The organism is Microbacterium ulmi (assembly GCF_011759705.1).
Taxonomy (GTDB): domain Bacteria; phylum Actinomycetota; class Actinomycetes; order Actinomycetales; family Microbacteriaceae; genus Microbacterium; species Microbacterium ulmi.
The window spans coordinates 2479607-2495383 of sequence record NZ_JAAOZF010000001.1 but is presented as its reverse complement, the minus strand read 5'-3'; the positions used below and the strand labels follow the sequence as shown (position 1 = coordinate 2495383).

Annotated in this window: 12 protein-coding genes; 1 reads left to right on the top strand and 11 read right to left on the bottom strand. The window is 70.9% G+C overall.

Annotated elements, in window-relative coordinates; translation table 11 throughout:
• Positions 1-13: 13 nt before the first annotated feature.
• Complete coding sequence (locus tag FHS08_RS11645; RefSeq protein ID WP_167039137.1) at positions 14-931, bottom strand: cation efflux transmembrane domain-containing protein; 918 nt, start codon at positions 929-931, stop codon at positions 14-16.
• On the bottom strand, positions 931-2496 hold the full coding sequence (locus FHS08_RS11640; protein WP_167039135.1) for an SLC13 family permease: 1566 nt from the start codon (positions 2494-2496) through the stop codon (positions 931-933). Before FHS08_RS11640 ends, FHS08_RS11645 begins: the two co-directional genes overlap by 1 nt.
• Before the next feature lie 74 nt (positions 2497-2570).
• On the opposite strand from FHS08_RS11640, the gene FHS08_RS11635 reads away from it, so the two are divergent.
• On the top strand, positions 2571-4259 hold the full coding sequence (locus FHS08_RS11635; protein ID WP_167039133.1) for an MFS transporter: 1689 nt from the start codon (positions 2571-2573) through the stop codon (positions 4257-4259).
• Positions 4260-4334: 75 nt separating this feature from the next.
• Here the strand turns inward: FHS08_RS11635 and FHS08_RS11630 are convergent, their stop codons facing one another.
• From FHS08_RS11630 to argS, 9 genes are all read right to left on the bottom strand, one after another.
• The gene (locus tag FHS08_RS11630; protein WP_208382534.1) at positions 4335-4733 is read right to left on the bottom strand and encodes a phage holin family protein; all 399 of its coding nucleotides are present in this window, start codon (positions 4731-4733) and stop codon (positions 4335-4337) included.
• 108 nt (positions 4734-4841) lie between these two features.
• Complete coding sequence (gene prfA / locus FHS08_RS11625) at positions 4842-5921, bottom strand: peptide chain release factor 1 (protein ID WP_167039129.1); 1080 nt, start codon at positions 5919-5921, stop codon at positions 4842-4844.
• A gap of 18 nt (positions 5922-5939) precedes the next feature.
• The gene (rho, locus tag FHS08_RS11620; RefSeq protein WP_167039127.1) at positions 5940-8144 is read right to left on the bottom strand and encodes a transcription termination factor Rho; all 2205 of its coding nucleotides are present in this window, start codon (positions 8142-8144) and stop codon (positions 5940-5942) included.
• A 178-nt stretch (positions 8145-8322) separates the two neighbouring features.
• Complete coding sequence (gene thrB / locus FHS08_RS11615; protein WP_167039125.1) at positions 8323-9300, bottom strand: homoserine kinase; 978 nt, start codon at positions 9298-9300, stop codon at positions 8323-8325.
• Positions 9297-10385: a threonine synthase gene (thrC, locus tag FHS08_RS11610; RefSeq protein WP_167039124.1), complete on the bottom strand. Its 1089-nt coding sequence runs from the start codon at positions 10383-10385 to the stop codon at positions 9297-9299. The genes thrB and thrC overlap by 4 nt, the downstream gene beginning before the upstream one ends.
• A gap of 2 nt (positions 10386-10387) precedes the next feature.
• Positions 10388-11710 carry a homoserine dehydrogenase gene (locus tag FHS08_RS11605; RefSeq protein WP_167039122.1) on the bottom strand — a complete coding sequence of 441 codons (1323 nt, stop codon included), beginning with the start codon at positions 11708-11710 and terminating at the stop codon, positions 10388-10390.
• A complete protein-coding gene (lysA, locus tag FHS08_RS11600; RefSeq protein WP_341800391.1) occupies positions 11707-13128 on the bottom strand; it encodes a diaminopimelate decarboxylase in 1422 nt (473 codons plus the stop codon). Before lysA ends, FHS08_RS11605 begins: the two co-directional genes overlap by 4 nt.
• A gap of 161 nt (positions 13129-13289) precedes the next feature.
• A complete protein-coding gene (locus FHS08_RS11595; protein WP_167039118.1) occupies positions 13290-14108 on the bottom strand; it encodes an LmeA family phospholipid-binding protein in 819 nt (272 codons plus the stop codon).
• 2 nt (positions 14109-14110) lie between these two features.
• Entirely contained in the window at positions 14111-15775 is a 1665-nt protein-coding gene (argS, locus tag FHS08_RS11590) for an arginine--tRNA ligase (RefSeq protein ID WP_167039116.1), read from the bottom strand.
• Positions 15776-15777 lie beyond the last annotated feature (2 nt).

Sequence of the window (15777 nt, the reverse complement as noted above, 5' to 3'; positions counted from 1 at the left end):
GCGACGCGGCCCGTCAGAGCTCGAGCGCGGCGTCGCGCGTGAGCTGGACCGTCGCCCACACGTCGAGCGGCAGCGCGTCGAAGCCTGCGGCGATCGCGCGCCGCACGTCGTCCTCGAGCTCCAGCGTCGCGCGCGGCTCGGTCGTGACGTACACGACGTCGACGTAGGCCTTCAGGCCCAGCTTCGTCGCCCGGAACCCGGGCTCGGGCAGGTCGAAACGCTGCGTGACCTCGGCCACGACCTCACGCAGGCCCCGCATCGTGTCGGAGTCCGGCGTTCCCTCCAGCAGCTCGTTGAGTCCGTGCCGCACGAGGCGCACGGGCATGGGCACGACGAGCGCGCACGCGACGAGCACCAGGACGGGATCGATGTAGAAGAGCGCCCACTCCGCGCTCGCGGCCGCCGCGATCGCGGCGAGCACCGCTGCGGATGCCGCGACGAGCCCGCGGATGCCCGAGGCGCGCCACGCGACCGCCTCGGCATCGAGGAGGTCGCTGCCGGGGTTCTGCCGCCGGGCCCACGCCGCGAAGGCGTACGACGAGAGTCCTGAGGCGAACGCGACGATCGCGACGACGACGGCGTCCACGCGCTGCCCGCCGTGCGCGATGAGGATGACGGCGTCCGCCGCCGCGTACACGAGCATGGCCGCCATCGCGATGCCCTGCGCGAGGACGATGAGCGGGGCCATGGCATCCCGCCCGAACGGGAACGCCGCCGTCGGCCCGCTCCCCGCGACGCGGGACGCGTGCAGGGCGAGCCAGGACATCGCGATGTCGAAGACGCCGAACGCACCGTCGAAGACGAGGATGCGCATGCCGCCCACGAGACCCACGGCGAGGATGCCGAGCGAGAGGAGCCCGCCGACGACGATGGACGCCGTGAGGACGCGCTTCTCGACCGCGACGATGCGCTCGACCTGCGCGACTCCCATCAGAAGTGCCAGATGAGCGGGACGTAGAAGACCGCGACGACGAGATACACGAAGGCGAGCGGCAGTCCGAGCTTCCAGTAGTCGCCGAACCGGTAGCCTCCCGCCTCCATCACCATCATGTTGGCGGGCGTCGCGATCGGCGTGAGGAAGGCGGCGGCGCCGGCGACCGTCAGCGCCATCATGAACGGCTGGACGGAGACGCCGAGCGTCGCGGCCACCGAGACCGCGACGGGCGCGACGATGAGGACCGTCGCGACGTTGCTGATGAGCTGACCCAGCACGATCGTCAGGACGCACAGGATGAGCAGCGCGATGTGCGGCCCCGCCGTGCCCAGGAACGACAGGAGCCACCCGGCGATCAGGTCGGCCGTGCCCGTCTGCACGAACGCGGTCGAGAGCGGGATCATGCCCGCGATGAGGACGATCGTCGTCCACGAGATGGACTGGTAGGCCTGTGACGGGGTCACGGTGCGGCTCACGATGAGCGCCCCCGCGGCGAGGAGCGCCGCGACGACGGGCGGCACGAGCCCCGTCGCGAGGAGCACGACCATCGCCGCGAGGATGACGATCGCGGGCTTGGCGCCCTTGCCGAGCGGCACCGACCGACGCAGCTGCGTCGGCGAGTCCACCGCGATGACCTTGCCGCCGGGCGACGTGTGGCGCTCCAGGTCGTCCCACGACCCCTGGAGCAGGAGAGCGTCGCCCGCCTGCACGACGATGTCGGCATCCTTGAGGCGCTCCGATCCGCGCCGCGCCGCCAGGACGACGAGATCTCCGCTCGGCGTCGTCATCCCGCGAGCGAGATGCGCCCCGATGAGCGGCGACCGCGGCGGAACGATGACCTCGGTGACGCCGTCGTCCCTGCCCAGGAGGGTGCTCGTGTCGAGGGTCACGTCGTACTGCTGCCGAAGCAGCCGCGCGTGCCGGATGAGGTCGGTGGGCATCTCGGCGCCGTTCCGAGCGGGAAGCAGGTGCTTTCCGAAGAGCACGACGTACACGATCGTCACGATCAGCAGAGGGACGCCGACGGCGGCGAACTCGAAGTAGTTGAACTCGCGGCCGCCGCTCGCGGAGGCGATCTCCGACACGATCGGGTTGACGGGGGTTCCCGTCAGGAGCAGCAGCGACCCCGCGTGCGCCGCGAACGCGAGCGGCATGAGCAGCTGCGAGGTCGCGATCCCGGCCCGCGACGCCACCACGACGACGAGCGGCAGGAGCGCGGCGACGGCGCCGTTGATGCTGATGAGCGCCGTCGTGCCGGCCACGAGCAGCGACACGACCACCAGCAGAGCGCGCCGTCCCGTCCCGGCGCGCGCGATGACCTTCTGCCCCGTCCACGCCGTCACGCCGGTCGCGTCGAGGGCCTCGCTCACGACGAACAGCGCCGCGATGAACAGCACCGTCGGGTCGCCGAACCCCGCGAGCGCCTGCTGGATCGTGAGGACGCCCGTGAAGAACAGCCCGAGCGCGACCCCGAGCGCCACGACGCCGAGGGGCACGCGATTGCTCACGAACGCCACGACCGCCAGCACTAGGATCAGCAGCGTAGCGACGACGGGGTCCACGCGACTCAGCGTAGCCACGGGAGACCCTGCCGAGGGGGCGCCCCGCGGACCGGGATCGTAGGAGCGGAGGCGGAATGACCGAGCAGGCCGCGAATCGCACGGGAGTCGGGGCATCCTGGCTCCCGCTGCTCGTCGTCGTGTTGACGCAGATCCAGGCGTCGTTCTCCATCAACGCGCTCACGGTGTCGATGACGCCCATCACGCGCGAGCTCGACACGCCGCCGACCTCCGTCGGCACGGCGATCACGGCGGGGACGTTCGCGATGGCGGCGTTCATCCTCCTCGGCGCGAAGGTGGGATCGCGCTTCGGCACTCGGATCGTGTTCCAGATCGCGGTCGGCGTGCACGCGGGAGCCATGGCTCTCGTCGCGCTGAGCGTGAGCCCCGCCATGCTCTTCGTCGCCCAGGCGATGTCGGGCGCCGTCATTGCGCTCGTCGCCCCCGCGCTCACGGTCTTCATCGCCACCAACTACCACGGCACGGCTCAGGCCAAGGCGATCGGGTTCCTCGCCGCCGCGATTCCGCTCGCCGGCGTCCTCGCCCTGCTCATCGCGGGCCTGTTCGCCGAGACCATCGGATGGCGCTGGTCGTTCTGGCTCATGGTGGCGCTCGGCATCCTGAACCTGCTCTTGAGTTTCGGGGTCAAGCCCGTCGCGCCGCAGCGCGACCTCGCGATCGACTGGACGGGTGCGATCATCGCCGCGATCGCGATCATCATGTTGAGCTTCGGCTTCTCGGGGCTGAACGCCTGGGGCCTGTGGAGCGCGACCGAGAGCGCGCCGTTCTCCGTGTTCGGCGTCTCCCCCGCTCCGCTCCTGCTGATCGGCGGGGTGCTGTTCGGTCAGCTCTTCTTCGTGTGGATCGGCGCACGGCAGCGCGCGCACACGTCCCGCATCTTCGACCTGCGCGTCCTCGCGACGCGCACCGAGCTCGCCGTGACGGCGTGCATGTCGACGATGCTCTTCGTCGGCACGGGGGCGAACTTCCTCATCCCGCTCTACATGCAGGTCGTGCAGGGCTTCACGGGCATCCAGACCTCGTTCTCCGTGATCCCGTACACGCTCTCGATCTTCCTCTCGTCGACGTTCGTGGCGTACCTGTACCGGTTCCTCCCGCCCCGCGTGCTCGGCGCCGTCGGGTTCGTCGTCGTCGCGGGGGCACTGACGCTGCTCGCCTTCACGATCCGCGGAGAATGGGGGCAGGCGCTCGTCGTGACGGGTCTCGTCCTTCTCGGCATCGGACAGGGCTCGATCGTCGCACTCGTGTTCAACACACTCCTGTCGGCGGCGCCCAAGCAGCTCGCCGGCGACGTCGGCGCGTGGCGCGGCCTCGTGCACAACACGTCGGGGGCCGCGGGCATCGCCGTCGCGAGCGCGCTCGCGGTGGGCCTGCTGTCGGGCACTCTGCTGACGCAGGCGCACGACCACCCCGAGATCTCGCCCGAGCTCATCAGCGAGGTCAACTTCAACGACGTCGACTTCATGACGAACGCGCAGCTCGAGGCGGCGCTCGCGGATGCCGGGAGGCCGGAGGCCGAGGTGCAGGCCGCGATCGACATCAACGAGGACGCGCGTCTGCTCTCCCTCAAGATCTCTCTCCTCGCGCTCGCGGGGCTCGCGGTGCTGGCGATCATCCCCGCGACCCGGATGCCGGGGCGCATCAGCGGGGAGCTGCCCGAGAGGCTCGAGCCCGACGACCCGGACGACGTCGACGAGGATGTTCCGCTCAATCCCGCGGCGGCCACCGATGGGGCGAAGGCGTGACGAGGGACCTCGCGCGGCTCCTCCCCGCCGCCGTCGACGCGGCGCACTGGTTGGCTTCCATCTGAGACCGGCGCGTCAGCCGTCCCCGCGGCGCTCCTGGACCTTCTTCTTGATGAAGATCATGGGGAGGAACACCGTCGCGAGCGCCGTGACGACCCACACGATGACGGGCGCGAGGATCCACGACAGGGCGTCGGCGATGCGCAGGCCGCCGATCGGCAGCAGCACGACCACGACGAGCGCGATGAGCGTCGAGATGATTCCGATTCCGCCCAGGAGCGCCGGCGCGTTCCGGCGCGCGACGGTCGCGAGCCAGGGCGCCAGCACGCTCTGGAGCACCGCGAAGATGAGGGCGCAGATCACGAAGCCCCACCAGTCGCTCCAGTCGATCTGGAACCCCGGCAGGATCCAGTCCGCGACGAGGAGGCCGAGAGCCGCCGACACGATGAAGATGAGCGCGCGGATGAGGAACATGATCACGGCCCGAGCCTAGCGCCGCGGCATCCGTCGCCCCCACGTGGCGCGCGTGGCGTCCGGACTCCTCGATCCGTGGGGGATGGAGCGCTGCGGCGATGCGCGAGGTCAGACGTCTGAGGCGAGAGCTGCGAGCCGCGCCTCCTCATCGGCGGCGATCGCCGACTCGATGAGGGGGTCGAGGGCTCCGTCCATGACCTGGTCGAGGTTGTACGCCTTGTATCCCGTGCGGTGATCCGCGATGCGGTTCTCCGGGAAGTTGTAGGTGCGGATCCGCTCCGAGCGGTCCATGCCGCGGATCTGCGACTTGCGGGCGTCGGATGCCGCCGCCTCGAGCTCCTCCTGCTGCCTGGCGAGCAGCCGCGCGCGCAGGACCCGCATGCCGGCCTCGCGGTTCTGCAGCTGCGACTTCTCGTTCTGCATCGACACGACGATGCCGGTCGGAAGGTGCGTGATGCGCACCGCCGAGTCCGTCGTGTTGACGGACTGCCCGCCGGGCCCCGACGAGCGGAACACATCGATCTTCAGATCGTTCGGGCTGATCTCGATCTCGTCCGGCTCGTCGACCTCGGGGAACACGAGCACGCCCGTCGTCGACGTGTGGATGCGCCCCTGCGACTCGGTCGCCGGCACCCGCTGCACGCGGTGGACGCCGCCCTCGTACTTGAGATGCGCCCACACCCCCTGCGCGGGGTCGGTCGAGGCGCCCTTGATCGCGACCTGGACTTCCTTGTAGCCGCCGAGGTCGGACTCGTTGCGCTCGAGGAGCTCGGTCTTCCAGCCCTTCGACGCCGCGTACTGCAGGTACATCCGCAGAAGGTCGGCCGCGAACAGCGCGCTCTCCGCGCCCCCCTCGCCCGCCTTCACCTCGAGGATGACGTCGCGGGCGTCGTCGGGGTCTCGCGGGATCAGGAGGCGCCGAAGCCGCTCCTGAGCCTGTGCGAGCTTCTCCTCGAGAGCCGGGACCTCCTCGGCGAAGGCCTCGTCCTCACGCGCGAGCTCGCGCGCGGCATCCAGGTCGTCGGATGCCGCGACCCAGTCCTCGTACGCCTTCACGATCTTCGACAGCTCCGCATACCGACGGTTCACGCGCTTCGCGCGCGACGCGTCGGCATGCACGGCGGGGTTGTTGAGCTCGAGCTCGACGGCCTTGTGCTCCTCGATCAGCCCCTTGACGGACTCGAACACGCAGTCCTCCCGGGGTCGTCAGCGGATGCTGTTGTCGTGCGCGTGGCTGTGTCCGCCGCCGTGGCCGTTGTGCGCGGGAGCCGGGATCGACTTCTGCATCTGCACGAGGAACTCGACGTTGGACTGCGTCTCCTTGAGCTTGCCGAGCACGACCTCGAGCGCCTGCTGCGGGTCGAGCCCCGCGAGGGCGCGACGCAGCTTCCACGTGATCTTGACCTCGTCGGTCGACAGCAGCATCTCTTCGCGACGCGTGCTCGACGCGTTGACGTCGACGGCGGGGAAGATGCGCTTGTCCGCGAGCTGACGGCTCAGGCGCAGCTCGCTGTTGCCCGTGCCCTTGAACTCCTCGAAGATGACGTCGTCCATCTTGGAGCCGGTCTCGACGAGCGCGGTCGCAAGGATCGTGAGTGATCCGCCGTTCTCGATGTTGCGCGCGGCGCCGAAGAAGCGCTTGGGCGGATACAGCGCCGACGCGTCGACGCCGCCCGTGAGGACGCGACCCGACGTGGGGGCCGCGAGGTTGTACGCGCGGCCGAGACGCGTGATCGAGTCGAGGAGCACGACGACATCGCGGCCCAGCTCGACGAGGCGCTTGGCGCGCTCGATGGCGAGCTCGGCGACCGTCGTGTGGTCCTCTGCGGGGCGGTCGAACGTCGAGGCTATGACCTCGCCCTTGACGGTGCGCTGCATGTCGGTGACCTCTTCGGGGCGCTCGTCGACGAGCACGACCATGAGGTGGACCTCGGGGTTGTTGATCGCGATGGCGTTCGCGATCTGCTGCAGCACGATCGTCTTGCCAGCCTTGGGAGGCGCGACGATGAGGCCGCGCTGGCCCTTGCCGATCGGCGCGACGAGGTCGATGATGCGCTGCGTCAGCTTCTCGGGTGCCGTCTCGAGGCGCAGGCGCTCCTGCGGGTAGAGGGGCGTGAGCTTGCCGAACTCGACGCGGGTCGCGGCATCCTCGACCGACAGGCCGTTGATGGCGTCGACCTTGACGAGCGCGTTGTACTTCTGACGGCTCGACTGCTCGCCCTCGCGCGGCTGCTTGATGGCGCCGACGACGGCGTCGCCCTTGCGCAGGTTGTACTTCTTGACCTGGCCGAGCGACACGTAGACGTCGCTCGTGCCGGGCAGGTACCCGGTCGTGCGGACGAACGCGTAGTTGTCGAGGACGTCGAGGATGCCCGCGATCGGGATGAGGACGTCGTCCTCGCCGATCTCGGTCTCGAACTCGTCCGAGACGCCCGCGGGACCGCGGCGCTTGTTGCGCTGGCGATTGCGTGCCGACCCCTGCCCGGACTCGTCGTCCTGCTCGGGCTGCTGCGCGCCGTTCTGGTTCTGGGCGTTCTGGTTCTGGGCGTTCTGGTTCTGGGCGTTCTGGTTCTGGGCGTTCTGGTTCTGCGGGCTCTGGTTCTGCGGGCTCTGGTTCTGCGGGCTCTGCGCCTGCGGGCTGCCCTGCGTGTTCTGGCCCTGCTGGCCGCCCTGCGCGTTCTGGCCGCCGCGGCTTCGGCTGCGGCTGCGGCTCCGGCTCCGGCTGCGCGACGGAGCTTCGCCGTCGGCGGGGGCCTCGGATGCCTCGTCCTCGGACTGCTCTGCCGACTCGGCTGGCGCGTTCTCGGGCGCCGCAGTCTCGGCGGGCGCCGTCTCGACCGCGCCGGTCTCGGCGACAGCCTCTGCAGGCGCATCTGCGGCCGGCGCTTCGGGCTCGACGGCGACGGCGACCTGGACAGGCTGCTCGTCCTCGGCGGGCACGACGGGAACGTCGGTGCTCTTGGCGCGACGCGGCGCGCGCTTGCGGGGTGCCGCCTTCGCCGGGGCCACGGGCTCCTCGGCGGCGGGCTCGACGGTCTCGGCGGCGGGCGCATCTGCGGCTGGCGCATCTGCGGCCGGCGCATCTGCGGCCGGCGCTTCGGGCTCGGCGACGACGGGGACGTCGGCCTCGACGACCGGCTCGGCCTCGGCGACCGGCTCGTCGGCGACGGCCTCGGCGACCGGCTCGCCCTCGGTGACCGGCTCGGCCTCGGGCTCGGCCTCGGCGACCGGCTCGGCCTCCGCGACGGGCTGCTCCACGGCGGGCTCGGCCTCGTCGGTGACGGGCTGCTCGGCGGCTTCTTCGGTCTGGGCGACGATGTCGCCGTCGACGGTCACGCCTTCGGACTGAAGCGCTTCGGTGCGCTCCTCCGACTCGGCGTCGACCGTGTGGATCTCGGAGATGGACTCCACGAGTACTCCCTTGGTAAACGGATTGATGTGACGAACCGCACTGGTGCCCCGCAGGGCAGAAGAACTGCCCGCGCCCGCGGTCCGATGGGCTCAGCGGCCGGCGGCTGCTGAGCGCACGAACGACGGGGGGCGTGTGCGGTGGTTTCGCAGATTTGCGGCGGAGGCCAGATTCACGTGCTTACGTGGAACCCTCCGCGTACTCCCTCACTGTACCACCCTTGAAGTCGACGGCGAGCATGAGGGCCTCCCACGGGGTGTCCGTCGCGGCCGCCGCGACGTCTGCCGCCTGCAGTCGCCGACCGGGTCCGTCGGCGAGGACGAGGACGCTCGGCCCCGCCCCCGACACGACCGCCGCGAAGCCGGCCCCCCGCAGTGCGCGCACGAGCTTGTCGGTCTCGGGCATGGCCTGCGCACGGTAGTTCTGGTGCAGCTTGTCTGCGGTCGCCGCCAGCAGGAGCTCGGGGCTCTGCGTGAGCGCGGCGATCAGCAGAGCCGAGCGCGAGACGTTGAACACGGCATCCTCGCGAGGGACCTGAAGCGGCTGCAGGCTCCGCGCGACGCTCGTCGACATCGTGAACTCGGGGATGAAGACGAGCGGCGAGACGCCTCTGTGCACGAGCAGCTTCTTGTGCTGCGGGCCGTCCTCGTCCATCCACGCGATCGTGAGGCCCCCGAACAGGGCGGGTGCGACGTTGTCAGGATGACCTTCGAGCTCCGTCGCGAGACGCAGCAGCGTCTCGGGACCGAGCTCGACATCGCCCTCGAGGAGACCCTTGGCGGCGAGAAGGCCCGACACGACGGCCGCGCCGGAGGAGCCGAGACCCCGCCCGTGCGGGATGACGTTGCGGGCGCGCAGGCGCAGTCCCGGCATCCGTCGCCCCACGGCCTCGAACGCGTAGGCGATCGAGCGCACGACGAGGTTCGAGTCGTCGCGCGGGACGGACTCCGATCCTTCTCCGTCGACGTCGACCTCGAGCCGGCCGTCGGGCAGGGCCGTGACGACGAGCTCGTCGTACACGCTGAGCGCGAGGCCGAGCGTGTCGAACCCGGGCCCGAGGTTGGCGCTCGTGGCGGGCACGCGCACGACGACCGTGCGCGCGTCGCCGCTGTGCGACCCGGATGCCGCAGCCGCGGACTCGGAGACGGATCCCGTCACGCAGTCGCCTCCACGGGCTGCAGCTCGAGGACCGCTGCGACCTCGGACGTCGTCGCGTCGACGACCGTCGGAGCCACCTGCGACCCGTCGGCGTTGCGCAGGGCCCACTGCGGATCCTTGAGGCCGTGCCCCGTGACCGTGAGCACGACGCGCGATCCCGCCGGGACGATGCCGGCCTCCGCACGGTCGAGCAGGCCTGCGACGCTGATCGCCGACGCGGGCTCGACGAAGATCCCGACCTCGCCCGCGAGGAGCTTCTGCGCCGCGAGGATGCGGTCGTCGTCGATCGCGCCGAAGTACCCGTCGGTCGCGGCCCGCGCCTCGAGCGCGAGCTCCCACGACGCTGGGTTGCCGATGCGGATCGCCGAGGCGATCGTCTCGGGGTTCTTCACGACCTCGCCGCGCACGAGCGGCGCGGAGCCCTCGGCCTGGAAGCCGAACATGCGGGGCACGCGCGTCGCGACGCCGCGCGCCGCCTCCTCGCGGTAGCCGCGCGAGTAGGCCGTGTAGTTGCCGGCGTTTCCGACGGGGATGAAGTGGAAGTCGGGTGCGTCGCCGAGCACCTCGACGACCTCGTAGGCCGCCGTCTTCTGGCCCTCGATGCGGTCGGGATTGACCGAGTTGACCAGATGCACGGGATAGTGGTCGGCGAGCTCGCGCGCGATCTCGAGGCAGTCGTCGAAGTTGCCGCGGATCTGGATGAGCCTGCCGTTGTGCGCGACGGCCTGGCTGAGCTTGCCCATCGCGATCTTCCCCTCCGGCACGAGCACGGCGGCCGTGATGCCCGCGTGCGCCGCGTAGGCGGCGGCCGACGCCGACGTGTTGCCCGTCGACGCGCAGATGACGGCCTTCGCGCCGTGCTCGACGGCGCGGGACAGCGCGACCGTCATACCGCGATCCTTGAACGATCCCGTCGGGTTCATGCCCTCGAACTTGACCCAGACGTCCGCGCCCGTGCGCTGCGACAGCGCGGGGGCGGGGAGAAGCGGCGTGCCGCCTTCGCCGAGGGTCACGACGGTCGAGGCATCCGTGACGCCCAGACGGTCGGCGTACTCGCGCAGGACTCCGCGCCAGAGGTGTGCCATGGTCAGTCTCCTTCCACCCGCAGGACCGAGACGACGCGCTCCACGACGCCGCTCGCGGCGAGCCGGTCGACGGTCTCGCTCAGGTCCTGCTCACGTGCCTTGTGTGTTCCGATGACGAGGCGGGCCACGCCCGATCCCTCCTCGCCGTCTCCGATGACGGTCTGCTCGACGGTCGCGATCGACACGCGGCCCTCGCTCAGCACGCCCGCGACGGTTGCGAGGACCCCCGGCTGGTCGTCGACCTCGAGAGTGATCTGGTAGCGAGTCGTGACGCGGCCGATCTCGACGATCGGGAGGTTCGCGCGCGTGGACTCCCCCACGCCGACGCCGCCCGCGATATGGCGGCGCGCGGCCGAGACGACGTCGCCCAGCACGGCCGACGCCGTCTGCACACCGCCCGCGCCCGCGCCGTAGAACATGAGGTTGCCCGCGGCCTCGGCCTGCACGAAGACGGCGTTGTTGGCGCCGTGGACGCTCGCGAGGGGGTGGCTGCGGCTGATGAGCGCGGGATACACCCGCACCGAGATGGCGTCGCCCCCCGTCTCGGTCTCGCCGGTGAGGCGCTCGCACACCGCGAGGAGCTTGATGACATAGCCCGCGTGGCGCGCGGCATCCATCATCGCCTTGTCGATCGCCGTGATGCCCTCGCGATGCACGGCGCCGAGCGGCACGGTCGTGTGGAAGGCGAGCGACGCGAGGATCGCGGCCTTCTGCGCCGCGTCGAAGCCTTCGACGTCGGCCGTCGGGTCGGCCTCGGCGTATCCCAGGCGCTGCGCGTCGGCGAGGACGTCGGCGAAGTCGGCGCCCTCGGAGTCCATGCGGTCGAGGATGTAGTTCGTCGTGCCGTTGACGATGCCCATGATCCGCTGCACGCGGTCGCCCGCGAGCGAGTCGCGCAGGGGGCGGATGATCGGGATGGCGCCGGCTGCGGCGGCCTCGTAGTACACCGACGCGCCGACCTGGTCGGCCGCGTCGAAGATCTCGGGCCCGTGGGTGGCGAGCAGGGCCTTGTTGGCGGTCACCACGTCGGCGCCGGAGTTGATGGCCTGCAGGAGATAGGAGCGGGCGGGCTCGATGCCGCCCATGAGCTCGATGACGATGTCCGAGCCGACGATGAGGGGCTCGGCATCCGTCGTCAGCAGCTCGCGCGGCAGCTCGACGTCGCGATCCGCGTCGACGTCGCGCACCGCGATGCCGACGAGCTCGAGCGTCGCGCCCGCGCGGTCGGCGAGCTCGGGACCGTGCTTTCGGAGCAGATCGGCGACCTGCGAGCCCACGGCGCCCGCGCCCAGCAGCGCGACCCGCAGGCGACGGTAGTCGGTCATGCGTTCCCTTCTTCGGAGGTCTCGACGCCCGCGTCCCGGGCGAGGAGGTCGTGGATCGTCTCGCCGCGCACGATGACGCGCGCCGTTCCGCCGCGCACGGCCACGACGGGCGGGCGGGGGACGTAGTTGTAGTTGCTCGACAGGGCGAAGCAGTACGCGCCCGTCGCGGGCACCGCGAGGAGGTCGCCGGGGGCGATGTCGCCCGGCAGATACTCCGCGTCGACGACGATGTCGCCGGACTCGCAGTGCTTGCCGACCACTCGGGCGAGCGCGGGCTCGGCATCCGACTCCCGCGACGCGATCCGTGCCGAGTACTGCGCGCCGTACAGCGCGGGGCGCGGGTTGTCGCTCATGCCGCCGTCGACGCTCACGTAGAGGCGCGTGAGTCCGTCGTCGAGATGCACGGGCTTGGTCGTGCCGACCTCGTAGAGCGTGACGCCTGCCTGGCCCACGATCGCGCGGCCCGGCTCGAATGCGAGGTTCGGGATCGGGATGCCGCGCACGGCGCATTCCTGCGCGACGGCGTCGGCGATGCCCTGCGCCAGCACCTCGATCGGCGTCGGATCGTCGGCGGAGGTGTAGGCGATGCCGAATCCGCCGCCGAGATTGAGGACGGGGATGTCGCCGCCCTCGAGCAGCGCCGCGTGCAGCTCGACGACGCGAGCCGCGGACTCGCGGAAGCCCGCCGAGCCGAAGATCTGCGACCCGATGTGGCAGTGCAGACCCACGAAGACGAGACCGTCGAGCTCGCGGATGCGCTCGACCGCGGCCGGCGCATCCTCGAGCGTGAAGCCGAACTTCTGGTCTTCGTGCGCGGTCGCGAGGAAGTCGTGCGTCTCGGCGTGCACCCCGCTGTTGACCCGTACGAGCACCGCCTGCGTCGCGTCGAGACGCTCGACGATCGCGGCGAGACGCTCGAGCTCGATCCAGCTGTCGATGACGATGGACCCGACTCCCGCCGAGACGGCCCGCTCGAGCTCGGGGACGCTCTTGTTGTTGCCGTGGAACCCCAGTCGTGCGGGGTCGGCGCCCGCCGCCAGTGCGACCGCGAGCTCGCCGCCCGTGCACACGTCGATCGCGAGGCCCTCCTCGGCCACCCACCGGACGACCTCGGTCGAAAGGAACGCCTTCCCGGCGTAGTAGACGCGCGCCTGCACGCCGTGGAGGCCTGCCGCGGCACGGAACGCGTCGAGCGCGCGGCGCGCGTGCGCGCGGACCTCGTCCTCGTCGAGCACGTAGAGAGGAGTTCCGAAGCGCTCGCGGAGCTCGGTGACCGGCACGCCTCCGACCTCGAGGAGGCCGTGGCGATCGCGGACGGCGCTCGCGGGCCAGACACTCGGGACGAGGGCGTTCGCATCGGCGGGGGCCTCGAGCCACGACGGTACGGCGGTGCTGCTGCTGGGTGGGGCGGCGGACACGGAGTGGGACCAATCGGTGGATGCTTCGGCGCCCGGTCTCGGGCTGCCGTCCGCAGGCATCGGAGATGCCGTACGGCGCGGCGGCCGCGGCCGGTGGACTCACGCGCCGGGCTGTCCTTGCAGTCTAGGGCACACGAATCGGCGCGCCCGTCCATGCACCGTCAGGCGCACGAGCCGTTCTCGCGCAGCGCAGCATCCGCCGCGATCCGGCCGTCGATCGCGAGGTCGGCGACGAGCCTGTCGCCCTCGACGCGCGCACCGGTCAGCGCGATGCCCGCCGGGATGTACTGACGGATGCAGACGCCCCAGTCGCGCAGGACCGCGTTCGAGAGGATGCCGAACTGACGCTTGAGCTCGTCCGCCGTGATGTCGGCCCCCGCCAGCTGCAGCGACGCGGGCGTGAGGACGAGATCGCCCGTCTCGGACGCGCTCGGGGTGAGCGACACCCCCACGGGGAAGGACGCGCCGAACAGGCTCAGCTCGGTCGACATCGTGACGTCCGGCTCGTCGAGCCCGAGCGTGTCGGCGGGGAATCCCTCGACCGTGGCCATGAGGGCGCGCAGCTGCGCCTCGTCGAGCGAGACGGTCGCGGACGCGGCATCCGCCGTCCCGGAGAATCCGATGCCGCGTGCCGTCACCGTGACATCTCCCGCGATCGGCCCGAAGGCGACGTCGTCCGATGCGACCGTGATCTCGTCGAACCTCCCGGCGATGAGCTGCGGGATGACGGCGCCCTCGATCCCGACGTCGACCTCCTGGTCGGCGGGCAGCGCGAGGCGCGTCACGACCTGGTCGCGGATCGTCTTCTCGACCAGGCCCCGGGCGATCCAGTCCCCCAGGAGCCACGCGACGATCGCGAGCGCGACGACGACGACCACCGCGATGATCCACGGCCAGGCCCTGCGCCGCGGACGGGGCTCGGGCTCCGCGTACGCCCAGTCCGGCAGGGGCTGGGTCGGCTGCGTGTCGCCCGGCGACACGGCTACATCCGCTCCGGAGCGCTCACGCCGAGAAGGCGGAGGCCGTTGCGCAGCACCTGGCCCGTCGCGTCGTTGAGCCACAGGCGCGTGCGATGCACCGCCTCGACGGGCTCGTCGCCCTGCGGGATGACGCGGCAGTTGTCGTACCAGCGGTGATACAGGCCTGCGAGCTCCTCGAGATAGCGCGCGACGCGGTGCGGCTCGCGCACCTCCGCCGCGAACGCGACGATGCGCGGGAACTCCTGCAGCGCCCCGAGGAGCGCCGACTCGGTCTCGTGGCCGAGCAGCTCGGGCGCGAACTCCGACCGGTCGACTCCGGATGCCGCGGCATTGCGCGCGACGTTGTGGGTCCGCGCGTGCGCGTACTGCACGTAGAAGACCGGGTTGTCGTTCGTCCGCTTCTGCAGGACGTCGAGGTCGACGTCGAGGTTGGAGTCGGCCGAGCTGCGCGTGAGCGCGTAGCGCGCGGCATCCACCCCGACGATCTCGACGAGATCCTCCATCGTGACGACCGTCCCGGCGCGCTTGGACATGCGGACGGGCTGGCCTTCTTTGACGAGGTTGACGAGCTGGCCGATGAGGATCTGCAGGTTGACGTACGGCTCGTCGCCGAACGCGGCGCACATCGCCATGAGCCGCTTGACGTAGCCGTGGTGGTCGGCGCCGAGCATGATGATGCAGCGGTTGAAGCCGCGCTCGCGCTTGTCGAGGTAGTACGCGAGGTCGCCGGAGATGTAGGCGGGCTGCCCGTCGGACTTGATGACGACACGGTCCTTGTCGTCGCCGAACTCGGTCGTGCGCAGCCAGGTCGCGCCGTCGGCCTCGAAGATGTGGCCGAGCTCGCGCAGGCGCGCGACGGCGCGCTCGACGGCGCCGGAGTCGTGCAGGTCGTTCTCGTGGAAGTACACGTCGAAGTCGACGCCGAACTCGTGCAGCGACTGCTTGATCTCGTCGAACATGAAGCCGACGCCGATCTCGCGGAACGCCTCCTGCTTCGCGTCGGCGTCGAGGGCGTCGATGTCGCCCTCGTACGCGAGCGCCACGCGACGCGCGATGTCGCCGATGTAGGCGCCGCCGTAGCCGTCCTCCGGCGTCGGCCTGCCCTCGTGCGCCGCGACGAGACTGCGCGAGAAGCGGTCGATCTGTGCGCCGTGGTCGTTGAAGTAGTACTCGCGCGTCACGGCCGCGCCCTGCGACGCGAGGATGCGTGCGAGGGAGTCGCCGACAGCGGCCCAGCGCGTTCCTCCCAGGTGGATCGGGCCGGTGGGGTTGGCCGAGACGAACTCGAGGTTGATGATCTCGCCCGACAGCGTCGCCGCCGTGCCGAACGCGTCGCCCGCGTCGACGATGGTCTTGGCGAGCGAGCCGGCGGCGGCGGCATCCAGTCGGATGTTGATGAAGCCGGGGCCCGCGACCTCGACGCTCGCGATGCCGTCCGCGTCGGCGAGGCTGCCGGCGATCTCGGCCGCGAACTCGCGCGGGTTCGCGCCGACGGCCTTCGCGAGCTTGAGCGCCGCGTTGGACGCCCAGTCGCCGTGGTCGCGGTTCCTGGGGCGCTCGAGGGGGAAGTCGGATGCGAGCAGACCGTCGCCTGCGCCAGGGCGTCGCGCCTCGGCGAGCGGGGCGATGACGGAGACGAGGACGGCGGAGAGCGCTTCAGGATCCATAA

Coding starts and splice junctions, on each gene's coding strand:
- thrC (WP_167039124.1), bottom strand. CDS start 10,385: ATGGCACACCTCTGGCGCGGAGTCCTGCGCGAGTACGCCGACCGTCTG.
- FHS08_RS11635 (WP_167039133.1), top strand. CDS start 2,571: ATGACCGAGCAGGCCGCGAATCGCACGGGAGTCGGGGCATCCTGGCTC.
- FHS08_RS11645 (WP_167039137.1), bottom strand. CDS start 931: ATGGGAGTCGCGCAGGTCGAGCGCATCGTCGCGGTCGAGAAGCGCGTC.
- argS (WP_167039116.1), bottom strand. CDS start 15,775: ATGGATCCTGAAGCGCTCTCCGCCGTCCTCGTCTCCGTCATCGCCCCG.
- FHS08_RS11605 (WP_167039122.1), bottom strand. CDS start 11,710: ATGACCGACTACCGTCGCCTGCGGGTCGCGCTGCTGGGCGCGGGCGCC.
- FHS08_RS11630 (WP_208382534.1), bottom strand. CDS start 4,733: ATGTTCCTCATCCGCGCGCTCATCTTCATCGTGTCGGCGGCTCTCGGC.